This is a genomic window from Mycobacterium sp. 663a-19, from assembly GCF_035616495.1.
Taxonomy (GTDB): domain Bacteria; phylum Actinomycetota; class Actinomycetes; order Mycobacteriales; family Mycobacteriaceae; genus Mycobacterium.
This window is the reverse complement of the sequence record NZ_JAPJAV010000011.1, coordinates 67,522-90,528: the sequence shown is the minus strand read 5'-3', so window position 1 is coordinate 90,528 and position 23,007 is coordinate 67,522. Positions and strand designations below refer to the sequence as shown.

Genomic DNA, 23,007 nt, shown 5'->3' with positions numbered 1-23,007 from the left:
GGTACTCCTTAGGCGAGCCGTGTGACCTCCACGGTCACGTCGAGGTCGGTTGCGCCCTCGCCCGAGTAGATGCCCTTGAGCGGGGACACGTCGGTGTAGTCGCGGCCGACGCCCACACTGACGTACTGCTCGGTGATTTCGGTGTCGTTGGTGGGGTCGTAGTTCCACCAGCCGCCCGTCCACGCCTGAATCCAGGCGTGACTTCGCCCGTCCACCGTGTCGCCGACGATCGCGTTCCGTTTCGGGTGCAGGTAACCGGAGACATACCGCGCGGGAATTCCCATGGCGCGCAACATCATCAGCGACAGGTGCACGAAGTCCTGGCAGACGCCCTTGCCCTCGTTCAGCGCGTCGAGCCCGGAAGAATGCACACCGGTGGTGCCCGGCAGGTAGTCCAGCTCGTCGTGCGCCCACTTGGCGGCGGCGACGACGGCCTCCTGCGGCTTGTGATTTTTGGCGATCTTCTTGCCAACGGAGGCAACGCGTTTGCTCGACGGGGTGTGGGCGGTCGGGCGGAGAAGTTCGTCGAACCGATCGATCACCGCCTCGGAGCGCAAGTCGCCCCACCCCGCCTCCATCGCGACCGGCTCCGGCTCCTCGGTCTCGATGACCGACGAAGACGTCACGGTCAGGTCGGTGTGCGGCGCGTGCAGATCGAACGCCGTCACGGCGGTGCCCCAGTAGTCGATGTAGCGATAGGACCGGGTCGCCGGGATGGTTTCGACGCGGTTGAGGATGACGTTCTGCCGGGCGTCCGACCGCGGGGTCAGCCGGGCCTCGTTGTAGGAGGCGGTCACCGGCGATTGGTAGGCGTAGCCCGTGGTGTGCACCACCCGCATCCGCCACATCAGGCGTCCCCCGGCCTCGTCGTCAGCCGGGCCCGCTGGCCGGCATCCGACCACGCCACCCACGGGGTGACGTGGAAGTACTGCAGCGACAACGCTTCTCCGACATCGCGGCAGGTTCGCTGCAGGCCCGCGAGGCGGGTCTCCAGCGTCTCGAGCAGCACACCGGGCTGCATGAATTCCAATTCGCTGCGCGCCTGACCGAGCAGGCGCTGCGCCTCGGCGGTGGCCCCGATCCGGCTCTGCGGATTGTGCAGCAACTCGTCGAGGTTGTGTTCGGCCAGCCTCAGCGAGTAGAACACCGAACGCGGGAACAGCCGGTCGAGCAGCATGAACTCGACCACCCGGGCCGCGTCCAGCACACCGCGGTAGGTGCGCAGGTAGGTGTCGTGCGCGCCCGCCGAGCGCAATAGCGTCACCCACGCCGGCGAGGACGCGCTGTCCCCGACCCGCGACAGCAACAGACGCACCGTCATGTCGACGCGCTCGATCGCGCGGCCCAGCAGCATGAAGCGGTATCCGTCGTCGCGGGACAGCGTCGAGTCGGCCAGGCCGGCGAACATCGCCGCCCGGCCCTCGATGAACGACAAAAACTCGTGTGGGCCAAGGCGTTTGGCGGCGCGTTCGCGTTCGGCCAGCGCATGGTAGGTGGTGTTGAGGCACTCCCAGATCTCGCTGGACGTCACCTCGCGCGCCGACTTCGCGTTCTCGCGGGCCGCGGTGATCGCGTCGACGATCGAGCAGCCACCACCCCGGCTGTTGGTGCTGTACGCCACCAGGTCGGTCAATGACCAGACGTCCAGGTCGTGGTCCGGGGGTTCGATGCCGAGGACCCGCAGCAGCAGCCGAGACGCCTGATCGGGGTCGACGCTGGAGTCCTCGAGCAGCTGGTGCAACGCGACATCGAGGATTCGCGCCGTGTCGTCGGCGCGCTCGACGTAGCGACCGATCCAGTAGAGCGCCTCGGCGTTGCGGGCCAGCATCAGCGGATCGCCCTCTGCCGCTGCTGCTGCTGTTGTTGCTGCTGCTGTTGCGGTTGCTCGTCCAGCGCGTGCTCGGCCGACGGCGGCTGTTGCGTGCGGGGCGAGCCGTCACCGGCCGCGTCGGGGATGACGTTCGGCAGCGACCGCACGACCTCGGCGGCGCCCAGTTCGCGCGCGACGGCCGCGGCGCGGGGCGCGAGCACCCAGGTGTCCTTGGAGCCGCCGCCCTGGCTGGAGTTGACCACCCGGGAGCCCTCGACCAGCGCAACCCGGGTCAGCCCGCCGGGCAGCACCCACACGTCGTCGCCGTCGTTGACCGCGAACGGCCGCAGGTCGACGTAGCGGGGCGCCAGCTCGTTGTCGATCTGGGTCGGAACCGTCGACAGTTCCATCATCGGCTGCGCGATCCAGCTGCGGGGATCGTCGCGGATCTTCTTGGCGACGGCCGCAAGCTCCTTCTCGGAGGCCTCCGGCCCGAACACGATGCCGTAGCCGCCGGAGCCCTCGACCGGCTTGAGGACCAGCTCGTCGATCCGGTCGAGCACCTCCTCGCGCTCGTCGTCGAGCCAGCACCGGTAGGTCTCCACGTTGGCCAGCAGCGGCTTCTCGCCCAGGTAGTACTCGATCATCGTCGGCACATAGGTGTAGACCAGCTTGTCGTCGCCGACGCCGTTGCCGATCGCGCTGGAGATGACGACGTTGCCGGCCCGGGCGGCGTTGACCAGACCCGCCACGCCCAGCACCGAGTCGGCGCGGAATTGCAGCGGGTCGAGGAACGCGTCGTCGATGCGCCGGTAGATGACGTCGACCTGGCGCTCCCCCTCGGTGGTGCGCATGTACACCTGGTTGTCACGGCAGAACAGGTCGCGGCCCTCGACCAACTCGACGCCCATCTGCCGCGCCAGCAGCGAGTGCTCGAAGTACGCCGAGTTGTACACCCCGGGGGTCAGCACGACCACCGTCGGGTCGGCCTCGTTGGTGGCCGCGGAGTTGCGCAGCGCGCGCAGCAGGTGCGAGGAGTAGTCGTCGACGGCGCGCACCCGGTGGGTGGCGAACAGGTTCGGGAAGACCCGCGCCATGGTGCGCCTGTTCTCCATGACGTACGACACGCCCGAGGGCGAGCGCAGGTTGTCCTCGAGGACCCGGAAGTTGCCCTTCTCGTCGCGGATCAGGTCGATGCCGGCGACGTGGATGCGCACACCGTTGGGCGGCACGATGCCCACGGCCTGGCGGTGGAAGTGCTCGCAGGATGTGACGAGCCGGCGCGGGATGACGCCGTCGTTCAGGATCTCCTGGTCGCCGTAGACGTCGTCGAGGTACATCTCGAGGGCCTTGACCCGCTGGGTGATGCCGCGCTCCAGCCGGCTCCACTCGGCGGCCGAGATCACCCGCGGCACCAGGTCCAGCGGGAACGGCCGCTCCTGACCGGACAGCGAGAACGTGATGCCCTGGTCGATGAACGCCCGGGCCAGCGCCTCGGCCCGGGCCTTGAGGTCGGAGGCGTCCGACGGCGCGAGCTCGGCGTAAATGCCCTTGTACGGGCCGCGGACGTTGCCCTGGCCGTCGAACATCTCGTCGAAGGCCATCGAATAGGCGTCCGACGTGTTGTATCCGGCGAAGATGCGCTCGGAACGCCTCGGCAGCCGCGCCGGGCCGCGCGACCTGGTCTCCTCGAGCTGGCTCGTAAGGCTCACTTTTCAGATGCTGCCTCAAATCGACGTTGCGGCAGGTCACGGTTTCCCCTTTTGGGAGAAAACGTAACCGACTGATAACCTGGGCAGTCGCCGCCGGCTGTATCCGGCCGCCTCAAGCCAACACCGAATCCAAGAAGGAAACAACGCGTGGCCAACATCAAGTCGCAGCAGAAGCGCAATCGCACCAATGAGCGCGCCCGCCTGCGCAACAAGTCGGTGAAGTCCTCGCTGCGCACCGCCGTGCGCGCGTTCCGCGAGGCCACCGACGCCGGCGACAAGGACAAGGCCACGGCGTTGCTGGTGTCGACCAACCGCAAGCTGGACAAGGCGGCCAGCAAGGGCGTGATCCACAAGAACCAGGCGGCCAACAAGAAGTCGGCGCTGGCCAAGGCCCTCAACAAGCTCTGAGCGCGGGTCCGGCGCTCATCGGCCGCGGTCGGCCACCAGCTCGGCGACCTGCCTGACCGCCGACTCCAAGGCGTAGTCGGCGTCCGCCACCGCACCCTTGACGTTGGCGTTGAGCGCCGCCACCACCTTCATCGCGGTTGCCACCGTGTCGCGCGACCAACGCCGGGCCTGCTTCTGCGCCTTCTGCACCCGCCACGGCGGCAACCCCACCTGCGCCGCCAGGCGGTAGGGGTTTTCGCCGGACAGCGGCCCGACCCGGCCGATGGTGTGCACGGCCTCGGCCAGGGCATCGGCCAGCACCACCAGCGGCTCACCGCGCATCATCGCCCAGCGCAGCGCCTCCAATGCTCCCTCGATGTCGCCGGCCACCGCCTTGTCGGCGATGTCGAATCCCTTCACGTCCGCCTTCCCGCTGTGGTAGCGCCGCACCGCGGCGGCATCGACGGCGCCGCCGGTGTCGGCGACCAATTGTGAACAGGCCGAGGCTAATTCGCGCACATCGGAGCCGACGGCGTCGAGCAGCGCGGTCACCGTTTCCTCGTCGACCTTGGCCCGCAGCGCGCGGAATTCCTTGCGGACGAAGTCGGCGCGTTCGCTGGGTTTGGTGATCCGCGCGCACGGGTGGACCTGCGCACCCAGCTTCTGCAACTCGCCGGCCAGCGCCTTGGCCCGCCCGCCACCGGAGTGCACCACCACCAGCACCGTGCCGGCCGGGACGTCGGCGGCCGCGGCGGCGATCACCGCGGCCGCGTCCTTGCCCGCTTCGCCGGCGGCCTCCAACACGACGATGCGCTCGTCGGCGAACAGCGACGGGCTCAGCAGTTCGGCCAGTTCGTAGGTGCCGACGTCGCCGGCGCGCATCCGGCTGACCGGCACATCGTCGGCCCCGGCGTGGGCGCCGGCACGCTCCCGAGCCGCGCGCAGCAGGTCGGCCACCGCCCGCTCGACCAGCAGTTCCTCGTCCCCCAGGACCAGGTGCAACGGCGCAAGATCGCTCATTCCACGATGGTGTCACGCCGGTCCGACTGGGCTTGACTATGGGCCGACGAGTCCCGACAGCGACCACGCCAACACACACACGACGACCGCCGCGCCGCTCATTCCGGCCGCCACCCGAAACGATCGCCACCGCCACAACGGCGCGGCGATCGCAAACGCCAGGGCAGTTGCGCCGCCGACCGCCGCCACACCGGCCGTCCCGGACGGCACCGGCACGGTCGCCGCGGGGACATCGGCCGCCCACCGCGCCACGCTCGACACCCACCACAGCTCGGGGCCGGCGAATCGGATCAGCAGCTGCGCGCCGGTCGGCCACAGCAGGCACAGCACGGCCGCCGCGCTGCCCAGCACCGTGATCGGCGCGATCGCCGCCGCCACCGCGAGGTTGGCGAAGACCGCCACCAGGCTGAGCCGGCCCGAAATGCCGGCGACCAGCGGGGCGGTAACCACGTGCGCGGCCAACGCCACCGCCAGCGCATCCGCCAGCGGCCTGGGGCAGCCCCGAGCGGTCAGGCGCCGCGACCAGGCCGGCGCGATGACCACCAGCGCCGCCGTGGCCAGCACCGAGAGCGCGAAGCCCACGTCGACGGCCAGGTGCGGGGCGACGACCAGCAGTATCAGCACGGACGCCGACAGGGCCGGAATCGCTTGCCGCCGACGCGAAGACAGCATCCCCGCTAGCGCGATGGCACCCATCACGGCCGCCCTCAACACGCTGGCGGTCGGCTGGACGACGACGACGAAGGCCAGCAGCGCCACCGCGGCCGCCGCCACGGCCGCGCGCGGGCCGATCAGCCGGGCTGAGAACAGCACCGCCGCGCACACGATCGTGACGTTGGCCCCCGACACCGCCATCAGGTGTGTCAGGCCGGCGGCGCGAAAGTCGCGACCGGTCTCGGCGCTGACCGCCGCGGTGTCGCCGAGGACGAGAGCGGGCAGCAGCGCGGCCTGCTCGGCCGGCAACGCGTCGCGGGCCGCGGCGGCGAACCGGGTGCGCACGGTGTGGGCGGCGCGCTGCGCCGCGCCGGCCTCGCCCATCGTGGGACGTCCCGTCGCGTTGAGCACCGCAACCGTCAGGTCATGGCGGGCGGGACGGCTGATCCGCGCGGTGAAGCGCACCGGCTGTCCCGCCATCACACCGCCGAAATCCGCGGTGCGCGCGAAAACGACCACGCGCCCGGATATTTCGTCGGTGCGCAGCCGCTGCAGCGTGGCGCGAAACATCAGCCTGCCGCTACCCAGCGACACCGGGCTCTCGCTGGGAGTGACCGTCATCGGGGCAGCGGTCCCGAACGCCGCGGCGAGGGGATGGCGGGCCACCGCATCGGCGCGCAGCGCGATCGCGAGCCCGAAGCCCGCGCCGACCACACCGATCGCCAGCGCGCCCGCGCCGATCGCCCGCAGGCGGCGGTCGCGTCGCCCCACGCACAGCAGCGCGCACGAGGCGGCGACCAGCCCGGCGCAGCAGATCGCCAGCGCCCGGCCCACCGGCCACACGATCCCGGCGGCGGTGACCGTCCACCCGGTGAGCGCGGCCGGGACCAGGCGCACATCGAGGTGCGCTGGCGACGCGTCCTCGAAGCCGGGCTGGCGCACCGGGTCTCAGACACGGACCAGGGCACGCAGCTTCTCCAGCCGCGCCGGGCCGATGCCGTCGACGTCGGCGAGCTGATCGACGCTGGTGAATTTGCCGTTGGCCTGCCTCCACGCCACGATCGCGGCGGCGGTGACCGGTCCGACCCCCGGCAGCGCGTCCAGCTGCTCAACGGTCGCGGTGTTGAGGTCGACGGGCCCGCCCGCCTTCGGCTTGCCCGGCGTCGGTGCGGGCGCCCCCGGCGTCGACATCCCGGGCGTCGGTGCCGGGCCGGAGGCCACCGAGCTGCCCAACGCTCTCGGCTGTCCCGAGATCGGGGCCAGCCCGACCACGATCTGCTCGCCGTCGCCGACCGGGCGGGCCATGTTCAGCCCGATGGTGTCCGCGCCGTCCACGGCGCCGCCGGCGGCCTGCAGCGCATCGGAGATCCGCGCGCCGGGTGCCAGGGTGACCAATCCGGGCGTGTGGACGAGGCCGACCACGCTGACCACCACCGGCTGGCCGGCGGCCGGACCCGACGAGGATCGCGGGCTCGCCGTGGCTGCCCGCTCGACCGGTGGCAGCTTGGCCGACATCATCGGCGCCGGCTTGTCGCGCACCAGGGTGAAGATCGTGACCAGCACGGCCAGCGCGGCGACCACCGCTAACGCGATCGCGCCGGCGCGGCCCGGATCGGCGCGCAGCCTGGCCACCCAGCCGTCGCGCCGGGAGCCGTCGGGAAGCCACCGCGGCAGCAACGAATTCTGGTCGTCGTCCGGCACGTCCGGGTCGTGCCCGGAGTCCTCCGGATCGGCGCGCGAATCCGCATCGGGGTCGGCGCCGAACCTTCGGTGCAGTCGCTGGGCGGGCAGTTCGGTTCGCATGCGCCGACGGTAAGCGCGCCGACCGCCCGGACGACCCGTCCGGGACCGTTGCGGCGACCGTTTGTGGATTAACCCGAGGCTGTGCACAACCACCACACGGGATGGGTCAAGATGGAGGCCGGAGCGACCGACCGGGACCCGACACCCGAACCGCGGCGGGTCGCCACGCTCACCCCCAGACGACAGGAGGCAGCCATGAAGTTGGCGCTCACACCCGAGGAAGCGGCGTTCCGCGACGAGCTGCGCACCTTCTACACCACCCAGATCCCCGAAGAGCTCCGCGAGGCGGTGCGCCAGGGCGCGCCGGTGACCAAGGAGCTGATCGTCACCAGCCACAAGATCCTCAACGAGCACGGCCTCGCGGTGCCCAACTGGCCCGTCGAGTGGGGCGGCAAGGACTGGACGCCGACCCAGTACCAGATCTGGGCCGACGAGATGCAGCTGGCGTGCGTGCCGGAGCCGCTGAACTTCAACACCAAGATGGTCGGCCCGGTGATCGCCGAATTCGGGTCCCAGGACATCAAGGAGCGCTTCCTGCCGCCGACGGCGAGCATCGACATCTGGTGGTGCCAGGGGTTCTCCGAGCCGGAGGCCGGCTCGGACCTCGCGTCGCTGCGCACCACCGCGGTGCGCGACGGCGACAGCTACGTCGTCAACGGTCAGAAGACGTGGACCACGCTGGGCCAGTACGCGGACTGGATCTTCTGCCTGGTGCGCACCGACCCGCAGGCGCCCAAACGCCAGGCCGGCATTTCTTTCCTGCTCATCGACATGGCGACGCCGGGCATCACGCTGCGGCCGATCAAGACGATCGACGGCGGCCGCGAGGTCAACGAGGTCTTCTTCGAAGACGTGCGGGTGCCGGCCAATCAGCTTGTGGGAGAAGAGAATCAGGGCTGGACGTACGCGAAGTTCCTGCTGGGCAACGAGCGCACCGGCATCGCCGGGGTCGGCCGGACCAAGGTCCGCCTCGCCGAGGTGAAGAAATACGCCATCGAGACGGGCCTGCTCGACGACCCGCTGTTCGCCGCGCGCCTGGCCGAGGCCGAAAACGAGGTGCTGGCACTGGAACTCACGCAGTCCCGGGTGACGACGGACTCCGCGGACGGCAAGCCCAACCCGGCATCGTCGGTGCTCAAGATGCGCGGCAGTCAATTGCAGCAGATCGCCACCGAGCTGCTCGTCGAGGTGGCCGGCCCTGACGCGCTGCCGGTCGACGGTGACGATATCGCGTCACCACCGTGGGCGCAGGCCAGCGCCCCGCGCTACCTCAACTACCGCAAGACGTCGATCTACGGCGGCAGCAACGAGGTGCAGCGCAACATCATCGCGTCCACCATTCTGGGATTGTGAGGCAGCCATGGACTTTCAGCTGAGCGACGAGCAGGCCCTGCTCCGCGACACCACCCGCGACCTGCTGTCGCGCACCTACGATCCCGAGAGCCGCAACAAGATCATCGAGACTGATCTCGGCTGGAGCCGCGACGTCTGGAGTCAGCTCGCCGACACCGGGATCCTGGGCCTCGGGTTCGAGCCGGACGAGGCGGGCCAGATCGAGATCATGGTGGTGCTCACCGAGATCGGGCGGCGGTTGGCGCCAGAGCCCGTCGTGCATGCCGCGCTGGCGCCGGGCGCGCTGATCGCCGAGCGCGGAAGCGACGCGCAAAAGCAACTGCTGGACGAGGTGGCCGCGGGTCAAAGGCTGCTCGCGTTCGCCCATTTGGAAACCGGCCACCGGAAGCCGACCGCGACGGTCACCACTCGGGCTGCGCGGCAAGGCGATTCGTGGACCCTCACCGGAACCAAGAACCCCGTCCCGGCCGGTGACTGCGCCGACACGCTGGTGGTCAGCGCCGCGTTGCCGGACGGCGGCACGGGATTGTTCTTGGTCGACGCCGGCGCCGTGAACCGGCACCCCTACCCGACATTCGACGGTCAGCGCGGCGCTCAGATCGACCTGGACTCCGCGCCCGCCGAGCCGCTGGGCGATGCCTCCGACGTCCGGGATGCCTCCCCCGCCATCCGCGACGCCCTCATCCGCATCCAGTCGGCGTTGTGTTCCGAGGCGGTCGGGGCGATGGAGGAGGCGCTGCGCCTGACCACCGATTACCTCAAGACCCGCAAGCAGTTCGGCGTCACGCTGAACAAGTTCCAGGCGCTCACCCAGCGGGCCGCCGACATGTACGTGTCGCTGGAGTTGGCCCGCAGCATGAGCTTCTACGCCGCGATGTCGATCGCCGACGGCAACCTCGACCCGGTGATCGCGTCGCGCGCCAAGCTGCAGGTCGGCCGCTCCGGACGGCACATCGCCCAGGAGGCCATCCAGCTGCACGGCGGCATCGGCATGACCGCCGAATATCCGGTCGGCCACTACGCCGCCCGGCTCACCGCGATCGAGCACACGCTGGGCTCCTCGCGGGACCACCTCCAGGTGCTGATCGACCACATCGCCGGCTACGACCTGGCGCGGCTCTGACGCATGGCCGAGCTGTCCGACAAGGTCGTCGAATTCCTCTCGGCCGGAACCCGTACCGGGATGCTCGGTTACCTGGCCGGCGACGGCCGGCCGTTGGTCGCGCCGGTGTGGTTCGTCGTCGACGACGGTCAACTGGCGTTCACCACCGGCCGTAGCACGTCGAAAGGCCGTGCGATAGCCCGTGATTCGCGAGTGGTGATCTGCGTCGACGACCCCCACCCGCCGTATTCGTTCGTCCAGGTGCAGGGCGTGGCGACGGCGACCGACGATCCGCGGGACGTGCTGGACATCGCGACCCGCGCCGGCGCGCGATACATGGGCGCCGACCGCGCCGACGAATTCGGCCGGCGCAACGCCGTTCCCGGCGAGCTGGTGGTGCGCGTGCGCCCGACCAAGGTCGTCGCCGGATTCGACATCAGCAACTGAATTTCAGCAACGTCAAAGGAGACGCGATGAGCAAGCCCCCGATGGATCGTCCGTTGCGGGTGATCCAGTGGACGACCGGAAACATCGGGCGGCGGTCACTGCATGCCATCATCGGCAGACCCGACTTGGAGCTCGTCGGCGTCTACGCGCACGGACCCGACAAGGTCGGTGTCGACGCGGCCAAACTGGCCGGCTGGCCCGAGCCGACCGGGGTGCAGGCGACCAACGACGTCGACGCGCTGCTCGCGCTGAAGCCCGACGCGTGTTGCTATAACCCGTTGTGGCCCAACATCGACGAATTGGTCCGCCTGCTGGAGTCGGGCGTCAACGTGTGCAGCAGCGCGGCGTGGATCACCGGCGGCAAGCAGACGCCGCAGGACCGCAAGCGCATCGAGGACGCCTGCGAGCGCGGCGGCTCGACGATCTTCGGCAGCGGCGCGCACCCCGGGATGACGAACATGGTCGGCATGGTGTTGTCCGGCTCCTGCGAGCGTGTCGACGAGATCCGGATCACCGAGTCGGTGGACTGCTCGACCTACGAATCGGCGGAAACCCAGACGGCGATGGGGTTCTCGCAGGATCCCGACACCCCGGGCCTGGCCGACAGCGTGCGCACCGAAAGCGAGGTTTTCGCGGAGTCGGCGGCGATGATGGCCGACGCGATCGGCGCGAAGCTGGACAGGATGACCTTCGACGTCACGTTCACCGCGGCCACCGCCGATTCCGATCTGGGCTTCATGAGGATCCCCGCGGGAACGGTCGGCGGCGTCTACGGCTACCACCGGGGCTGGGAAGGCGACCGCAACGTCGTCAGCGTCGGATTCAACTGGGTCATGGGCGGCCATGTGGTCCCGCCCAAGCCGCTCGAGCACGGCCACGTCATCCAGGTTTTCGGGTTGCCCAACATGCGCACCGTCCTGCACTGCCTGCCGCCCAAGGATTGGACCGAGCCCGGGTTCATGGGACTGGGCATGATCTACACCGCGATGCCGGTGACCAACGCGGTCCCGGCGGTGGTGGCGGCGCAGCCCGGGATCGTGACGCTGGCGGACTTGCCGCCGGTCACCGGGCGAGTGGCGCGCTAGCGGCCCGGCGCGGGCCGGCACCCCCGGAGGAACGCTGCCGTCCTCTAAGGGTTAGAGTACTTAGCCGAGCAAATGGTTCCGGCGACAACTAATGTTGTCGACGACGGCGGCGAGCGTTCCGGCAGGACGGCGGGCCCCGTCGGCGGTGAGCGGAAGGCGGTCGGTGATGGCTGGTCGAGGTTCCACTACCGGTGCCCTCACCCGCCTGTTCAAGCGGGCCTGGATACCGTTGCTGCTGATCGTTGTTCTCGCCGTCTCCGGCCTGGTGGTGATGCGGCTGCACAAGATCTTCGGCTCCCAGGACCTCAACGCGAACGCCGGCGCCGGGATCGAGATCGTGCAGTTCAACCCCAAGGTCGTCGTCTACGAGGTGTCCGGCCCGCCGGGCGCCACCGCGAACATCAATTACTGGGACGAGTACGCCAACACCCACCAGGTCAACTCGGCACCGCTGCCGTGGTCGACCACGATCTCGACGACACTGCCCGCGGTCAGCGCCAACATCATGGCGCAAAGCGATAGCAGCCAAATCAGTTGCAAGATCACCGTGGACGGCGTCGTCCGCGAGCAACAAAACTCCGAAGGCCACAACGCCCAGACCTTCTGCCTGGTGAAGTCCGCATGAGCGACGTGAACAGCAAGAGTCAAACGACCGCCGAAGACGCCGACACGGGGCCGATCGGCAACCTGGGGCGCGCTAGGGCCGAGCGCGGCCACCGGCCGGCCCTCCCGCACACGATCCGCATCTTCGCGGTGCCCATCATCCTGGGCTGGGTGTTCGTGACGGTCCTCGTCAACGTGATCGTCCCGCGATTGGAAGTGGTCGGCGAGGCGCACTCGGCGCCGATGACCCCGCTGGACGCGCCGTCGATGAAGGCGATGATGCTGCTGGGTCACAACTTCCACGAGTTCGACTCCAACAGCACCGTGATGATCGTCCTGGAAGGCCAAAAGCCCCTCGGCGACGACGCGCACCGCTACTACGACAACCTGGTCCGCCAACTGCGCGCCGATCCCAAGCACATCCAGCACATCCAGGACTTCTGGGGCGACCGGCTGACCGCCGCGGGAGCGCAGAGCGCCGACGCCAAGGCCGCCTACGTCATGTTGAACCTCGCCGGCAACCAGGGCACCACGCAGGCCAACGAGTCCGTCGACGCCGTCCGCAAGGTGATCGACCGCAACCAGGCGCCACCCGGGGTGAAGGCCTACGTCACCGGGCCCGCCGCGCTGTCCGACGACATGCACATCATCGGCAACGCGAGCCTGGCCAAGATCACCCTGTTCACCCTGGGCGCCATCGCGATCATGTTGCTGCTGGTGTACCGGTCCATCGTCACGACGTTGGTCCAGCTGTTCATGACCTTCGTCGCATTGGCATGTTCGCGCGGCGTGGTCGCGGTTCTGGCCTATCACAATGCATTTGGGCTGACGACGTTCGCCGCGAACATCCTGACCATGTTGGCGATCGCCGCCGGTACCGACTACGGGATCTTCCTCGTCGGCCGCTATCAGGAGGCGCTGCGGGCCGGCGAGGATCGAGAAACCGCCTACTACACCACGTTTCGCGGGGTGGCCCCGGTCGTCTTGGGGTCGGGCCTGACGATCGCCGGCGCGACCTACTGCCTGAGCTTCGCCCGGCTGCCCTGGTTCAACACCATGGGCGCACCCGTCGCGATCGGTATGCTGGTCGTGGTGCTGGCCGGGCTCACGCTGGGTCCCGCGGTCGTGTTCGTGGGCAGTCGCTTTCATCTCTTCGAGTCCAAGAGAGCGGCCAAGCGGGGTCGGCTGTGGCGGCGGGTGGGCACCGCGGTAGTGCGTTGGCCCGCACCGATTCTGGCCGTCAGCGCCGCGATCGTGCTGGTCGGCATGGTCGCCCTGCCCAGCTTCAAAACGAGCTACAACGATCGCTACTACCTGCCGACCTCGGCTCCGTCGAACCTCGGTCAGGCGGCCGCGGACCGGCATTTCTCACAGGCCCGGATGAACCCCGACATGTTGATGGTCGAAGCGAACCACGACATGCGGAACCCCGCCGACATGCTGGTGTTGGACAGGGTGGCCAAGAATGTCATGCGCACGGTGGGCATCGCGATGGTGCAGGACATCACGCGCCCGCTGGGCATCCCGATCCAGCACAGCTCGATACCGTTCCAGACCAGCATGCAAAGCCAGACGACGATGCAAAACATGCAGTTCCTCAAGGACCGCATCGCCGACATCCTCCGGATGGCCGATGACCTGCAGACCCAGATCGACACCACGCAGCGCCAGTACGAGGTGTCGCTGGATCTTTCGAAGGCCGCCGATGACAGCGCGAAGACCACGGCGACGACCTCGGAGATCACCGACGAGTTGCGCAATCACATCGCGGATTTCGATGACACCTTCCGGCCGATGCGCACGTACTTCTATTGGGAAAAGCACTGCTACGACATCCCGTTGTGCTTTGGGTTGCGATCCCTGTTCGACTCGCTCGACGGATTCGATCAATTGTCCGAGCAGTTCCACCTGCTCACGGCCGACATTCAGCACACCGCCAACGCCACACACGACCTGACGGCGCTGTTTCCCACGCTGATCGCGACGCTGAAGACCACCCGCGGCATCACGCTGACGCTGTACCAGACGTTCAAGGCGATGATCGACCAGATGGAGGCGATGAGTAACACCGGGGTCGTCATGGGCCAGAGTTTCGACACCTCCAAGAACGACGACTTCTTCTACCTGCCGCCGGAGGCCTTCCAGAACCCGGACTTTCAGACGGGCCTGCGAATGTTCCTGTCGCCGGACGGCAAGTCGGCGCGCTTCTTCATCACCCATCAGGGCGATCCCATGACCCCGGAAGGGATTTCGCGGGTCGACTCGGAGCGCACCGCGGCGCAGGAGGGACTGAAGCAATCCTCCCTGTCGGACGCCAAGGTCTATCTCGGCGGAACCGCCGCGACATTCAAGGACATGGCCGACGGTGAAAAGTACGACCTGATGATCGCGGTGGTCTCGGCCCTCACCCTGATCTTCATGATCATGCTGCTGCTCACCCGCAGCGTGGTTGCCGCGCTGGTGATCGTCGGCACCGCGGCCAGCTCCATCGCCGCGTCTTTCGGCCTGTCCGTGCTCATTTGGCAGGACCTGTTCGGCATCAAGGTGCACTGGATCGTCGCGGCGCTGTCCGTGATCATCCTGTTGGCCGTGGGATCCGACTACAACCTGCTGCTGGTGTCCCGGTTCCGCGAAGAGATCCATGGCGGGCTCAAGACCGGAATCATCCGTTCGATGGCCGGCACCGGCGGGGTGGTGACCGCGGCGGGCCTGGTGTTCGCCTTCACCATGGCGTCCATGCTGGGCAGCGACCTGCGGGTGCTGGGCCAGTTCGGATCGACCGTCTGCATCGGCCTGCTGCTCGACACGCTGATCGTGCGCACGCTGTTGATGCCGTCGATCGCCACCCTGCTGGGACGGTGGTTCTGGTGGCCGCGAGTTGTGCACCCGCGCGGCGACAATGCACGACGGGCGGTCAACGCCTAACGCGGCGTGTCCGAAGTCTTTTGACGGCGTGACGCCGCGGTCGGCCTTAAGATGCCGACGATGGCCACCGGACTGCTCGCCGACTCCTGCAACCTCTGGACTGGCTTCGACATGTCGATCGTGGCCAGGACCTACGCGCAATTCACCGGCATCCTCGCCGGGTTCGCCTTCGTCGTCATCAATCTCGTGCTCGACCGCGCCTACCGGCGCCGCGGCGAAGGTCATTCGCCGGAGCCGCGCGAGGTCGAGCACGACACCCAGGTGGGCATCGCGCTGGTGTGTGCGTTTCTGGGCCTGTTCCTGACGACCCTGCGGTACGGCTTGCTGGCCGGCGAGAGCGGCTGCGCCCTCAGCAACGGTCGAGCCGGATCCGTGGAGGTGCTGGGCGCCGTGGCGTTCGGGGCCTCGATCTACATGTTGCTTTACGCCATCGTGCAGTTTATTTCGGGCACCGCGGGCGTCCTCGCCAAACACTGCGTGTTCATCCTGGCGGTGCTCGTGCCGCCGATCACCGTGTTCCTCGTCGAAGACACGATCATGCACCTCGCGCTCTCGCTGGGTGACCCGCAGACGCACCGGCCGCTGCAACCGCTGTGGGACTGGGCCAACCGGCTCTCGATTCCGATACCGCTGGCGATCATCGTCGTCTGCGCCGCGGTGTGGTACGCCGGAATCGGCAGGCGGCGTTCGGAATCACCGACGGGGCGCACGGCGCTTCGGGTCCGCACCGTCGTCCCCTACATCACCGTCGCCGTCGTTGCGGCCGTGATCGTGCGGTCCATCATGGCGTTGCGTTATAAGGATCCGGCCGCGCACATCACTCCTGCCGAAGCATGGCTGTGGGTGGTCGCGCTCGTCGTCGTGTTGGTCGCTCAAAGCGCGGCCTTGTCATTTCAAAAGGGCGTGGAGGTGCCGTTCACCGGCTCTTCGACGCCGACCGGGCAATCAGCGTGACGGCTCCGGCAATTCCAGGCACACCGCGACCGCTCCCGCACCGACGTGCAGCGCGAGCACCGGCCCCAGCGGCGTGACGATCGCCGGCTCGCAGGCCGGTAGCCGCCGCGCCAGCGTCGCCGCCACCTCGCTCGCGCCGTCGGGGTTGGCGACATGGTGCACGGCCAGTGCCGCGGGGCCGTCGCCGACGATCTCGCAGACCCGGTCGATCATCGCCGCCGTCGCGTTGCTGACGGTGCGCACCCGTTGGGCCAGAACAAGTTTGCCGTCCTCGACGCGCAGCAATGGCTTGAGCGCCAGCGCGGTGCCGAGCCACGCCTTGGCGCCGCCGATGCGGCCGCTGCGGCGCAGATTGTCCAGCCGGTGCACCACCATGAACGCGTGGGTCCGGGACACGGCCGAGCTCGCGGCGTCCGCCACGGCGTCCAGGTCGGCGCCGGCGGCCGCGGCCCGCGCGGCGGCCAGCGCGCAAAAGCCGGTGCCCATCGCGGCGGACCTCGAGTCGATCACCCGGATGGCCGGGTCGAGGTCCGCCGCGGTGCGTTCGGCGTTGCCGTAGGTGCCCGACAACGCCGCCGAAATATGCACCGCCACAACGCCGTCTCCGTCGCTGTCGGCCAGCGCCTCCTGGTAGACGTCGGCCAGTTCGGCCGGGGTCGCCGCGGCGGTGGTGGCATGCAGCTGGTAGATGTCGTCGGGGATCTCGTCCACCCCGTCGCGCAGGTCGTCGCCGTCGAGCAGGATGTGCAGCGGAACCACTCGGATGGCCCACTTTTCGAGCAGCTCGGCCGGCAGCCGCGACGATGCATCGGTCACCACCACAACAGGCACGCCCTACCCCCGCGGTTTCCCGGTCGATACGCCGGCCTCGGCCAGCGCCTTGAGCATCAGCTCCGCGACCGCCTGGTGCGCCTCGAAGTTCCAGTGGATGCCGTCGGGGTTGCCGCGTCCGCTCATGACGTGTTCGGCCACCGCGGCTTTGAGGTCCACCAGGGGAATGTCGTGGCGCTGCGCCCATTCGGCGATCGCCGCGGCGGTGCCCGCGCGGCCGTGGTGGGCCTTGCCGTACGTCTCGGCGATGTGCACCGACGGCAGCGACGCCACGATCGGAATGCCGGGGCGGTTGAAATCGATTGCGCCGCGGGTCTGTTCGAGGTATTCGGCGCTCAGGTGCGGCGGCAACGCGGACCGGGCCACCGGTGAGAGCCTGGGCTGCAGCCAGGCGTACCCGTCGCGGACCCAGCGCCGCAGCCGCGGCGGCCGCACGTAGCGGATCAGCTCGCGCAGCGCCGTCGGCAGCACCGAGGGCAGCGAATCCATGCCGCCGGTGGCGAAGATCACCGCCCCGGCCCCGGGCAGCGCCGCCCAGGCCCGCGGATCCTGGGTGGCCGCCCACCAGATGTCGCGGCACGTCCAGCCGATGCGGCCGATCAGTTCCACATCCCAATCAAGCTGTGCGGCAACGATATTGGGCCAGATCCGGGCGTCGTCGGCGGGCAGACCGCCGGTGGGCCCGTAATAGGCCAGCGAGTCCGCGAAGACCAGCAGCACCGGCCGCGCTTCAGAGGACATCGTTGGAGACCTGCGCCGAAGCGTTCCACACATCGAGACGCCAGCGGATGGCATCGAAATCGCCTGCATCGCCGGAGTCCTCGGAGTGGCCGGACAGCTGCACCCAGCTGGCGTTGCCCATGCCGCCCAGGATCGGCCAGTTGGCGACCGGAAGCTTCAGCAGCGCCGCCGACAGCGCCGCGATCAGGCCGCCGTGGGCCACCAGCACCACGGGCCGATCCGGGTGGTTGCTGTCTCCCCATTCCGGGTCGCCGGATACCAGCTCGGCGATCAACGGCAGGCCGCGCGCGGCCACGTCGACCCTGCTCTCCCCGCCGTGGGGCGCCCACGTCGCGTCCTCGCGCCACGCCAGCCGGGCGCCCGGGGCCTCGGCGTCGATCTGGGCATGGGTGAGGCCCTGCCAGTCACCGAGATGGGTCTCCCGCAATCGCTCGTCCACGCACACCGTCAGGCCGGTGCGCTCCCCCACCTTGACCGCGGTGTCGTAGGCGCGCCGCAGATCCGACGACACGATCAGCAGCGGCTGCATCTTGCCGAGCACCTCGGCGGCGGCAACGGCCTGCGCGCGGCCCAGTTCGCTGAGCTCGGTGTCCAGCTGGCCCTGCATCCGGCTGCCGAGGTTGAAGTCGGTTTGCCCGTGCCGCAACATCACCAGGCGACGGACCCTCATCGCGCGCTCGCCGACTCGTCGGGGTTCTCGCCCAAATCCACCGGCACCACCGGGCAGTCGCTCCAAAGCCGGTCCAGCGCATAGAAATTGCGGTCGTCCTGATGCTGGATGTGCACGACGATGTCGCGGTAATCCAGCAGGGTCCAGCGGCCTTCGCGGGCGCCCTCGCGGCGCGCCGGCCGGTAGCCCGCCCTGCGCATCTTCTCCTCGACCTCGTCGACGATGGCGTTGACCTGCCGCTCGTTGGACGCCGAGGCGATGACGAAGCAGTCGGTGATCACCAACTGGCCGGAGACGTCGATGACCACGACGTCGTCGGCGAGCTTGGCCGCGGCCGCCCCGGCCGCCACCGTCGCCATGTCGATGGCCTCGGGGGTTGCGGTCATGCCGACCCCTGGGCGCCGGGCTTGCTGTAAAGCCCGCGCTTCGAGACGTATTGCACGACACCGTCGGGCATCAGGTACCACAGTGGCCGGTGCTCCTCGGCACGGCGACGGCAGTCGGTCGACGAAATCGCCAGTGCCGGAATCTCGACCAGCGTCAGCGCGTCGTCCGCGAGCTCGCCCAGGACGCCGGTGATGTGCTCGCGGCGCAACTCATAACCGGGCCGGCTGACCCCGACGAAGCGCGCCAACCCGAACAGCTCCTCCCAGCCCTGCCAGGACAGGATGGACGCCAGCGCGTCGGCGCCGGTGATGAAGAACAGCTGGGCATCCGGGTTGAGGGCGTGCAGATCGCGCAGGGTGTCGCGGGTGTAGGTGGGTCCGGCGCGGTCGATGTCGACCCGGCTCACGGAGAAGCGGGGATTGGAGGCGGTGGCGATCACGGTCATCAGGTAGCGGTCCTCGGCGGCCGACACGTGCCGGTCCTTTTGCCACGGCTGGCCGCTGGGCACGAACACCACCTCGTCGAGATCGAACAGCTCGGCGACCTCGCTGGCAGCGACCAGGTGGCCGTAATGGATGGGATCGAACGTCCCGCCCATCACCCCTAGCCTGCGAAGCTGCTTTTGCACGATTTGCCAGCTTACTTGAGCGGGCTGGTGCGGCCCGGGTGACGTCAGTGCCCTAATGGTAACCTTTAGGCATGCGTGCAACCATTGACCGGGCGGGCCGCCTGGTTATTCCGAAGGCACTGCGCGACCACCTGGGGATCCAGCCCGGCGAAGTAGAAGTGACGGCCGACGGCGCCGGTCTGCGCGTCGAACCCCTCGCCGGTGGTGCTCTGGAAGAGCGCGACGGGCGCTTTGTCATACCTGCGGGCGGGGCCAAGGTCAACGACGCGGTCGTGCAGGCATTGCGCGATGCCGGCCAGCGCTAGAACAACCGCAGTTCTGGTCGACACCAGTGTCGCCGTGGCACTTGTGGTTGCCGATCACGATCATCACAAGGACACCTTCCACGCACTGCGCGGACGGACCCTCGGTTTGGCCGGTCATGCAACGTTCGAGACCTTCTCGGTGCTGACCCGCTTGCCGCCGCCGGCACGAAGAACGCCCGCGACGGTCGCCCGGCTGCTGGCAAATACGTTCCCCGAGACCAGATTCCTGGGAACACGCGCCGCGGGGTCGCTGCTGGCGACGCTCGGAGCCTGCGGCATCGCCGGTGGTTCGGTCTACGACGCGCTCGTCGGCGCGACCGCGAAGGAGCATCAGCTCACGCTCGTGACACGCGATCGCCGCGCGTTGGAAACCTATCGCAAACTCGAAGTGGAGGTCGAACTACTGGCCTGATGCGCGTCCACGAGCGTGCGCAGTTGTACGCCCGACGCGGCGTGTCGCCGTGCGAACACCTTCGTAAGTGGGTTTTGTCAAGGGTTGGGGGGCCAGCCTGGTCCTCGTCTCTACGTAGTTCGTCAAACGGGTTTTTCCCAACTGCGTGCAACCGAGTTTGGTGAGGACCGGGCGGGGCCTGCTCATGGTGTTTGGCGAGGTCACCTGCTGGTGCCTCAGGCGCGCGTGGAGCTTGGCCCAACCTCGGTTCATTCAAATGGCTCCTTGTTAGGCCGCTGTAGGCAATGCGCCGGCGCCGGCGATGGCGGCATCCCAGTTCACCCGTTGGGTGACGATGACGTGGATCCAGCGCAGCAGCGCGGCAGCAATGGCCGCACGTGCCTGTCCATCGGTCAGCTTGTTGTGGTCGCGGGTAGTCAGATACCGGTAACGGGCGGCCAACACCGAGTTATGGTGCAGCGCACCCCAGGTCGCGCGCCATGCAGCCAGCCGCAGCCGAGGCCGGCCACGCCGGGATATCCGCGACCGGCCCTCAAAGGTGCCGCTGCTGTTATCCCGCGGGCACAGCCCGGCATGTTTGACCAGTGTGCGCGGGCAATCGAAGCGGGCAAGATCACCGGTCTCGGCCAAAATCGCCGCCGCCCCCACCGCGCTGAGGCCGGGGATGCTGGTGACCAGCTCGGCCAGCCCCAGCTCATCGAGCACCTCAACCATGCGGGATTCCACTTGGGCCAGCCGTGTTTTGGCCCCACGCCAATCGGCCAGCACAAAGCTGGCACGCTCCAATGCGCCGCGGCGTTGGGCCATCACTCCTCTGGGGTCGACCAAAGCGGTAAAGACCGCCTCAATGATGGGCCTGCGCCGCCGCTGCCCACCCCAGCGCGCCAACTCGCGGCACACCGCGGCCTCAAACCGCGCCAAACCCCGCCGGGCCAACCGTTCCGGGTGACCATCACAGCGATCGAGCACCACCGCCAGCGCCGCACACCAGTTCGTGGACTCAAACGGTTTGGCCGCAGCCTCCAATACCCCCGGCCACGCACACTCCAGCAGGTCACGCAGCTGCTGGATACACGCGGTGGTCTCAGTGACCAGCCGTTCGCGGCGCGCCCCCAACTGGCGCAGCCGCGCCCAACTCTCCTCGGCACACTCCGGGGCATAACAGTGCAGCCCGGCCACCAACCGCGCGATCAGCATCGCATCCTTGTCGTCGCTTTTATCCCGGGTGTAGTCCTCAACCTCCCGAGCCCGGCCCACCAACATCGGATTCACACACACCAACGTCATATCCCGCTGGGCGGCAAGCTGATTGAGCACCATCCACCGATGCCCCGTGGGCTCACACCCCACCGTCACATCGGCGAAACCGCGCTTGCGGGCAACCCAGCGCGCCCAGTCCAGTACCGGCGCCAACTCCCATGCCCGCGCCTTGACTGTCTTGCGGGCCAGCACCTGCAAATCGTGGTCACAAACCACCACCACCTGCTTACGATCCGCCAAATCAATGCCCACGATCGCGTAATCGGCCGGCACTAATCCCCGCAACCGGGCCAATTTCGCATTACGACGCTTGTCACCACGCGACAAACCACTACCCTGAACCACGACGTCCTCCTCGCTGTCTTGGGACACCAAGCCCGTCAACGACACCAGGAGGACGTCGCCATTTTCTTCATCGACACGCAACGGCATAGTTGTCTTACTACGCACGCTCGCCGGGACCCTCAGACCGGCAGCAGCTGGTCGATCACCGCGGCCAGCTGCTTGGCGGACCGGCACTCGTGCATCGTGATCACCTCTTGGTAGCGCGGCACGGCCGAGTCGCCGCTGCCCCACAGGTGTTTGGGCTCGGGGTTGAGCCAGTGCGCGTGCCGGCTGGCGGTCACCATGTCGGCCAGCACGTCGATCGCCGGGTCACGGTAGTTGGTGCGGCCGTCGCCGAGCACCAGCAGCGAACTGCGCGGCGACAGCACGTTCGGGTTGGCCTGCAGGAACGAGACGAAGGCGTTGCCGTAGTCGGAGTGACCGTCCCGGCTGTAGACGCCGGCCTCCCGGGTGATCCGCTGGATCGCGACGGCCAGGTCGGCCTCGGGCCCGAACATGTGCGTCACCTCGTCGGTGGTGTCGATGAAGGCGAAGACCCGGACGCGCGAGAACTGTTGGCGCAGGGCGTGTACCAGCAGCAGGGTGAAGTGGCTGAACCCGGCGACGGATCCGGACACGTCGCACAGCACCACCAGTTCCGGGCGTGCCGGGCGCGGTTTGGCCAACACCACGTCGATCGGCACCCCGCCGGTGGACATCGACTTGCGCAGCGTCTTGCGCAGGTCGATCGACCCGGCGCGAGCGCGGCGCCGACGGGCCGCCAGCCGCGTCGCCAGGGTGCGGGCCAGCGGCGCGACCACCCGCTGCATCTGGCGCAGCTGGTCGCCGGAGGCCCGCAGGAACTCGACGTTCTCGGACAGCTGTGGGATGCCGTACATCTGGACGTGCTCGCGGCCCAGTTGCTCGGCGGTGCGCCGCTTGGTCTCGGCGTCGACCAGCTTGCGCAGCTGGGTGATCCGTTGCGCGGCAAGCGCTTTGGCGATCTGCTCCTGGGTGGGGCTCGGCTCGTCGCCGTACGGGGCGAGCAGTCCCGCCAGCAGCTTGCCCTCCAGCTCGTCGAGTGCCATCGCCTTGAGCGCCTGGTACGACGAGAACGACGGACCGCGGCTGGAACTGTATTTCCCGTAGGCCTCCACGATCCGCGCGACCATCGCGACCAGCCGCTCGTCCATGTCGGCAAGGTCGGGGTTGTCGGTGAGCAGGTCCAGCAGCATCTGGCGCATCGCCTCGATGTCGTCGGGCGGCAAACCGCCCGGATCACCCTCCGGCCCCGCCTCGTCCTCCGAGACCACCGCGCGCGCCCCCAGCGCCGCGGGGAACCACAGGTCGAACATCGCGTCGTAGGTCTCGCGGTGATCGGGTTGGCGCAGCACCGCGCAGGCGATGCCCTCGCGCAGCACCTCGCGGTCGCCCAGCCCGAGGGTGGCCATCACCCGGCCCGCGTCCACCGTCTCCGACGGGCCGACCGAAATGCCCTGTCCGCGAAGCGCTTCCACGAAGCCCACCAGGTGACCGGGCAGCCCGTGCGGGGCGAGCGGCCGGGTGGGGCGGATGCGGCGGACGGCCATGATTC

Annotated in this window: 23 protein-coding genes; 10 read left to right on the top strand and 13 right to left on the bottom strand. The window is 68.6% G+C overall.

The genetic code is table 11. The features are described from left to right. Positions 1 to 8: 8 nt before the first annotated feature. From OQ968_RS19340 to OQ968_RS19330, 3 genes are read right to left on the bottom strand one after another with little or no spacing between them, the layout of a single operon-like run. On the bottom strand, positions 9 to 848 hold the full coding sequence (locus OQ968_RS19340; RefSeq protein ID WP_324680817.1) for a transglutaminase family protein: 840 nt from the start codon (positions 846 to 848) through the stop codon (positions 9 to 11). Further along, complete coding sequence (locus tag OQ968_RS19335; protein WP_324680815.1) at positions 848 to 1,828, bottom strand: alpha-E domain-containing protein; 981 nt, start codon at positions 1,826 to 1,828, stop codon at positions 848 to 850. Before OQ968_RS19335 ends, OQ968_RS19340 begins: the two co-directional genes overlap by 1 nt. Continuing rightward, positions 1,828 to 3,522: a circularly permuted type 2 ATP-grasp protein gene (locus OQ968_RS19330; protein ID WP_324680813.1), complete on the bottom strand. Its 1,695-nt coding sequence runs from the start codon at positions 3,520 to 3,522 to the stop codon at positions 1,828 to 1,830. The genes OQ968_RS19335 and OQ968_RS19330 overlap by 1 nt, the downstream gene beginning before the upstream one ends. Positions 3,523 to 3,669: 147 nt before the next feature. On the opposite strand from OQ968_RS19330, the gene rpsT reads away from it, so the two are divergent. Further along, positions 3,670 to 3,930 (top strand): 30S ribosomal protein S20, encoded by a 261-nt coding sequence (gene rpsT / locus OQ968_RS19325; RefSeq protein ID WP_324680811.1) that lies wholly within the window; start codon positions 3,670 to 3,672, stop codon positions 3,928 to 3,930. Between the two features lie 15 nt (positions 3,931 to 3,945). On the opposite strand, the gene holA is transcribed toward rpsT, so the two are convergent. From holA to OQ968_RS19310, 3 genes are read right to left on the bottom strand one after another with little or no spacing between them, the layout of a single operon-like run. Continuing rightward, positions 3,946 to 4,911 (bottom strand): DNA polymerase III subunit delta, encoded by a 966-nt coding sequence (holA, locus tag OQ968_RS19320; protein ID WP_420715958.1) that lies wholly within the window; start codon positions 4,909 to 4,911, stop codon positions 3,946 to 3,948. Between the two features lie 54 nt (positions 4,912 to 4,965). Continuing rightward, positions 4,966 to 6,480, bottom strand: coding sequence for a ComEC/Rec2 family competence protein (locus OQ968_RS19315; protein WP_324680967.1), 1,515 nt, complete (start codon positions 6,478 to 6,480; stop codon positions 4,966 to 4,968). Between the two features lie 51 nt (positions 6,481 to 6,531). Then, positions 6,532 to 7,386 carry a ComEA family DNA-binding protein gene (locus tag OQ968_RS19310; protein ID WP_324680807.1) on the bottom strand — a complete coding sequence of 285 codons (855 nt, stop codon included), beginning with the start codon at positions 7,384 to 7,386 and terminating at the stop codon, positions 6,532 to 6,534. A gap of 195 nt (positions 7,387 to 7,581) precedes the next feature. Between OQ968_RS19310 and OQ968_RS19305 the strand changes: the two genes are divergently transcribed. The 7 genes from OQ968_RS19305 to OQ968_RS19275 all read left to right on the top strand — a co-directional run bounded on the left by OQ968_RS19305 (position 7,582) and on the right by OQ968_RS19275 (position 15,855). Continuing rightward, positions 7,582 to 8,739 (top strand): acyl-CoA dehydrogenase family protein, encoded by a 1,158-nt coding sequence (locus tag OQ968_RS19305; RefSeq protein ID WP_324680805.1) that lies wholly within the window; start codon positions 7,582 to 7,584, stop codon positions 8,737 to 8,739. Between the two features lie 7 nt (positions 8,740 to 8,746). Then, positions 8,747 to 9,862, top strand: coding sequence for an acyl-CoA dehydrogenase family protein (locus tag OQ968_RS19300; RefSeq protein ID WP_324680803.1), 1,116 nt, complete (start codon positions 8,747 to 8,749; stop codon positions 9,860 to 9,862). A 3-nt stretch (positions 9,863 to 9,865) separates the two neighbouring features. Then, positions 9,866 to 10,288 (top strand): PPOX class F420-dependent oxidoreductase, encoded by a 423-nt coding sequence (locus OQ968_RS19295; RefSeq protein WP_324680801.1) that lies wholly within the window; start codon positions 9,866 to 9,868, stop codon positions 10,286 to 10,288. Positions 10,289 to 10,314: 26 nt separating this feature from the next. After that, positions 10,315 to 11,373 (top strand): dihydrodipicolinate reductase, encoded by a 1,059-nt coding sequence (locus OQ968_RS19290; RefSeq protein WP_324680799.1) that lies wholly within the window; start codon positions 10,315 to 10,317, stop codon positions 11,371 to 11,373. 166 nt (positions 11,374 to 11,539) lie between these two features. Then, on the top strand, positions 11,540 to 11,998 hold the full coding sequence (locus OQ968_RS19285; protein WP_324680797.1) for an MmpS family transport accessory protein: 459 nt from the start codon (positions 11,540 to 11,542) through the stop codon (positions 11,996 to 11,998). Beyond that, positions 11,995 to 14,901, top strand: a complete 2,907-nt coding sequence (locus OQ968_RS19280; RefSeq protein ID WP_324680795.1) for an MMPL family transporter — start codon at positions 11,995 to 11,997, stop codon at positions 14,899 to 14,901. The genes OQ968_RS19285 and OQ968_RS19280 overlap by 4 nt, the downstream gene beginning before the upstream one ends. Positions 14,902 to 14,961: 60 nt before the next feature. Next, complete coding sequence (locus OQ968_RS19275; RefSeq protein ID WP_324680793.1) at positions 14,962 to 15,855, top strand: hypothetical protein; 894 nt, start codon at positions 14,962 to 14,964, stop codon at positions 15,853 to 15,855. Here OQ968_RS19275 and OQ968_RS19270 read toward each other — a convergent pair. From OQ968_RS19270 to nadD, 5 genes are read right to left on the bottom strand one after another with little or no spacing between them, the layout of a single operon-like run. After that, positions 15,847 to 16,686: a DegV family protein gene (locus OQ968_RS19270; RefSeq protein WP_324680791.1), complete on the bottom strand. Its 840-nt coding sequence runs from the start codon at positions 16,684 to 16,686 to the stop codon at positions 15,847 to 15,849. The two genes, OQ968_RS19275 and OQ968_RS19270, sit on opposite strands and share 9 nt — an antisense overlap. Positions 16,687 to 16,689: 3 nt before the next feature. After that, a complete protein-coding gene (octT, locus tag OQ968_RS19265) occupies positions 16,690 to 17,427 on the bottom strand; it encodes a diglucosylglycerate octanoyltransferase (RefSeq protein WP_324680789.1) in 738 nt (245 codons plus the stop codon). Further along, positions 17,417 to 18,097 carry a glucosyl-3-phosphoglycerate phosphatase gene (gene gpgP, locus OQ968_RS19260; RefSeq protein WP_324680787.1) on the bottom strand — a complete coding sequence of 227 codons (681 nt, stop codon included), beginning with the start codon at positions 18,095 to 18,097 and terminating at the stop codon, positions 17,417 to 17,419. Before gpgP ends, octT begins: the two co-directional genes overlap by 11 nt. Next, positions 18,094 to 18,483 carry a ribosome silencing factor gene (gene rsfS / locus OQ968_RS19255; protein WP_324680785.1) on the bottom strand — a complete coding sequence of 130 codons (390 nt, stop codon included), beginning with the start codon at positions 18,481 to 18,483 and terminating at the stop codon, positions 18,094 to 18,096. Before rsfS ends, gpgP begins: the two co-directional genes overlap by 4 nt. Then, positions 18,480 to 19,112: a nicotinate-nucleotide adenylyltransferase gene (nadD, locus tag OQ968_RS19250; RefSeq protein WP_324680783.1), complete on the bottom strand. Its 633-nt coding sequence runs from the start codon at positions 19,110 to 19,112 to the stop codon at positions 18,480 to 18,482. Before nadD ends, rsfS begins: the two co-directional genes overlap by 4 nt. Before the next feature lie 71 nt (positions 19,113 to 19,183). Between nadD and OQ968_RS19245 the strand changes: the two genes are divergently transcribed. Both OQ968_RS19245 and OQ968_RS19240 read left to right on the top strand, forming a co-directional pair. After that, on the top strand, positions 19,184 to 19,417 hold the full coding sequence (locus OQ968_RS19245) for an AbrB/MazE/SpoVT family DNA-binding domain-containing protein (protein ID WP_324680781.1): 234 nt from the start codon (positions 19,184 to 19,186) through the stop codon (positions 19,415 to 19,417). Further along, positions 19,401 to 19,829, top strand: a complete 429-nt coding sequence (locus OQ968_RS19240) for a type II toxin-antitoxin system VapC family toxin (protein WP_324680779.1) — start codon at positions 19,401 to 19,403, stop codon at positions 19,827 to 19,829. The genes OQ968_RS19245 and OQ968_RS19240 overlap by 17 nt, the downstream gene beginning before the upstream one ends. Before the next feature lie 267 nt (positions 19,830 to 20,096). On the opposite strand, the gene OQ968_RS19235 is transcribed toward OQ968_RS19240, so the two are convergent. Then, positions 20,097 to 21,521, bottom strand: coding sequence for an IS110 family transposase (locus OQ968_RS19235; protein ID WP_324680777.1), 1,425 nt, complete (start codon positions 21,519 to 21,521; stop codon positions 20,097 to 20,099). Between the two features lie 32 nt (positions 21,522 to 21,553). Further along, positions 21,554 to 23,002 carry a VWA domain-containing protein gene (locus tag OQ968_RS19230; RefSeq protein WP_324680775.1) on the bottom strand — a complete coding sequence of 483 codons (1,449 nt, stop codon included), beginning with the start codon at positions 23,000 to 23,002 and terminating at the stop codon, positions 21,554 to 21,556. Between the last annotated feature and the right edge of the window lie 5 nt (positions 23,003 to 23,007).

Excerpts from the sequence above, each read along its gene's own strand:
- OQ968_RS19280 (WP_324680795.1), top strand. The coding sequence starts at position 11,995 with ATGAGCGACGTGAACAGCAAGAGTCAAACGACCGCCGAAGACGCCGAC.
- OQ968_RS19245 (WP_324680781.1), top strand. The coding sequence starts at position 19,184 with ATGCGTGCAACCATTGACCGGGCGGGCCGCCTGGTTATTCCGAAGGCA.
- OQ968_RS19335 (WP_324680815.1), bottom strand. The coding sequence starts at position 1,828 with ATGCTGGCCCGCAACGCCGAGGCGCTCTACTGGATCGGTCGCTACGTC.
- OQ968_RS19300 (WP_324680803.1), top strand. The coding sequence starts at position 8,747 with ATGGACTTTCAGCTGAGCGACGAGCAGGCCCTGCTCCGCGACACCACC.
- gpgP (WP_324680787.1), bottom strand. The coding sequence starts at position 18,097 with ATGAGGGTCCGTCGCCTGGTGATGTTGCGGCACGGGCAAACCGACTTC.
- rsfS (WP_324680785.1), bottom strand. The coding sequence starts at position 18,483 with ATGACCGCAACCCCCGAGGCCATCGACATGGCGACGGTGGCGGCCGGG.
- OQ968_RS19230 (WP_324680775.1), bottom strand. The coding sequence starts at position 23,002 with ATGGCCGTCCGCCGCATCCGCCCCACCCGGCCGCTCGCCCCGCACGGG.
- OQ968_RS19340 (WP_324680817.1), bottom strand. The coding sequence starts at position 848 with ATGTGGCGGATGCGGGTGGTGCACACCACGGGCTACGCCTACCAATCG.
- OQ968_RS19305 (WP_324680805.1), top strand. The coding sequence starts at position 7,582 with ATGAAGTTGGCGCTCACACCCGAGGAAGCGGCGTTCCGCGACGAGCTG.
- octT (WP_324680789.1), bottom strand. The coding sequence starts at position 17,427 with ATGTCCTCTGAAGCGCGGCCGGTGCTGCTGGTCTTCGCGGACTCGCTG.
- OQ968_RS19285 (WP_324680797.1), top strand. The coding sequence starts at position 11,540 with ATGGCTGGTCGAGGTTCCACTACCGGTGCCCTCACCCGCCTGTTCAAG.
- OQ968_RS19295 (WP_324680801.1), top strand. The coding sequence starts at position 9,866 with ATGGCCGAGCTGTCCGACAAGGTCGTCGAATTCCTCTCGGCCGGAACC.
- OQ968_RS19275 (WP_324680793.1), top strand. The coding sequence starts at position 14,962 with ATGGCCACCGGACTGCTCGCCGACTCCTGCAACCTCTGGACTGGCTTC.
- OQ968_RS19240 (WP_324680779.1), top strand. The coding sequence starts at position 19,401 with ATGCCGGCCAGCGCTAGAACAACCGCAGTTCTGGTCGACACCAGTGTC.
- OQ968_RS19310 (WP_324680807.1), bottom strand. The coding sequence starts at position 7,386 with ATGCGAACCGAACTGCCCGCCCAGCGACTGCACCGAAGGTTCGGCGCC.
- OQ968_RS19235 (WP_324680777.1), bottom strand. The coding sequence starts at position 21,521 with ATGCCGTTGCGTGTCGATGAAGAAAATGGCGACGTCCTCCTGGTGTCG.
- OQ968_RS19290 (WP_324680799.1), top strand. The coding sequence starts at position 10,315 with ATGAGCAAGCCCCCGATGGATCGTCCGTTGCGGGTGATCCAGTGGACG.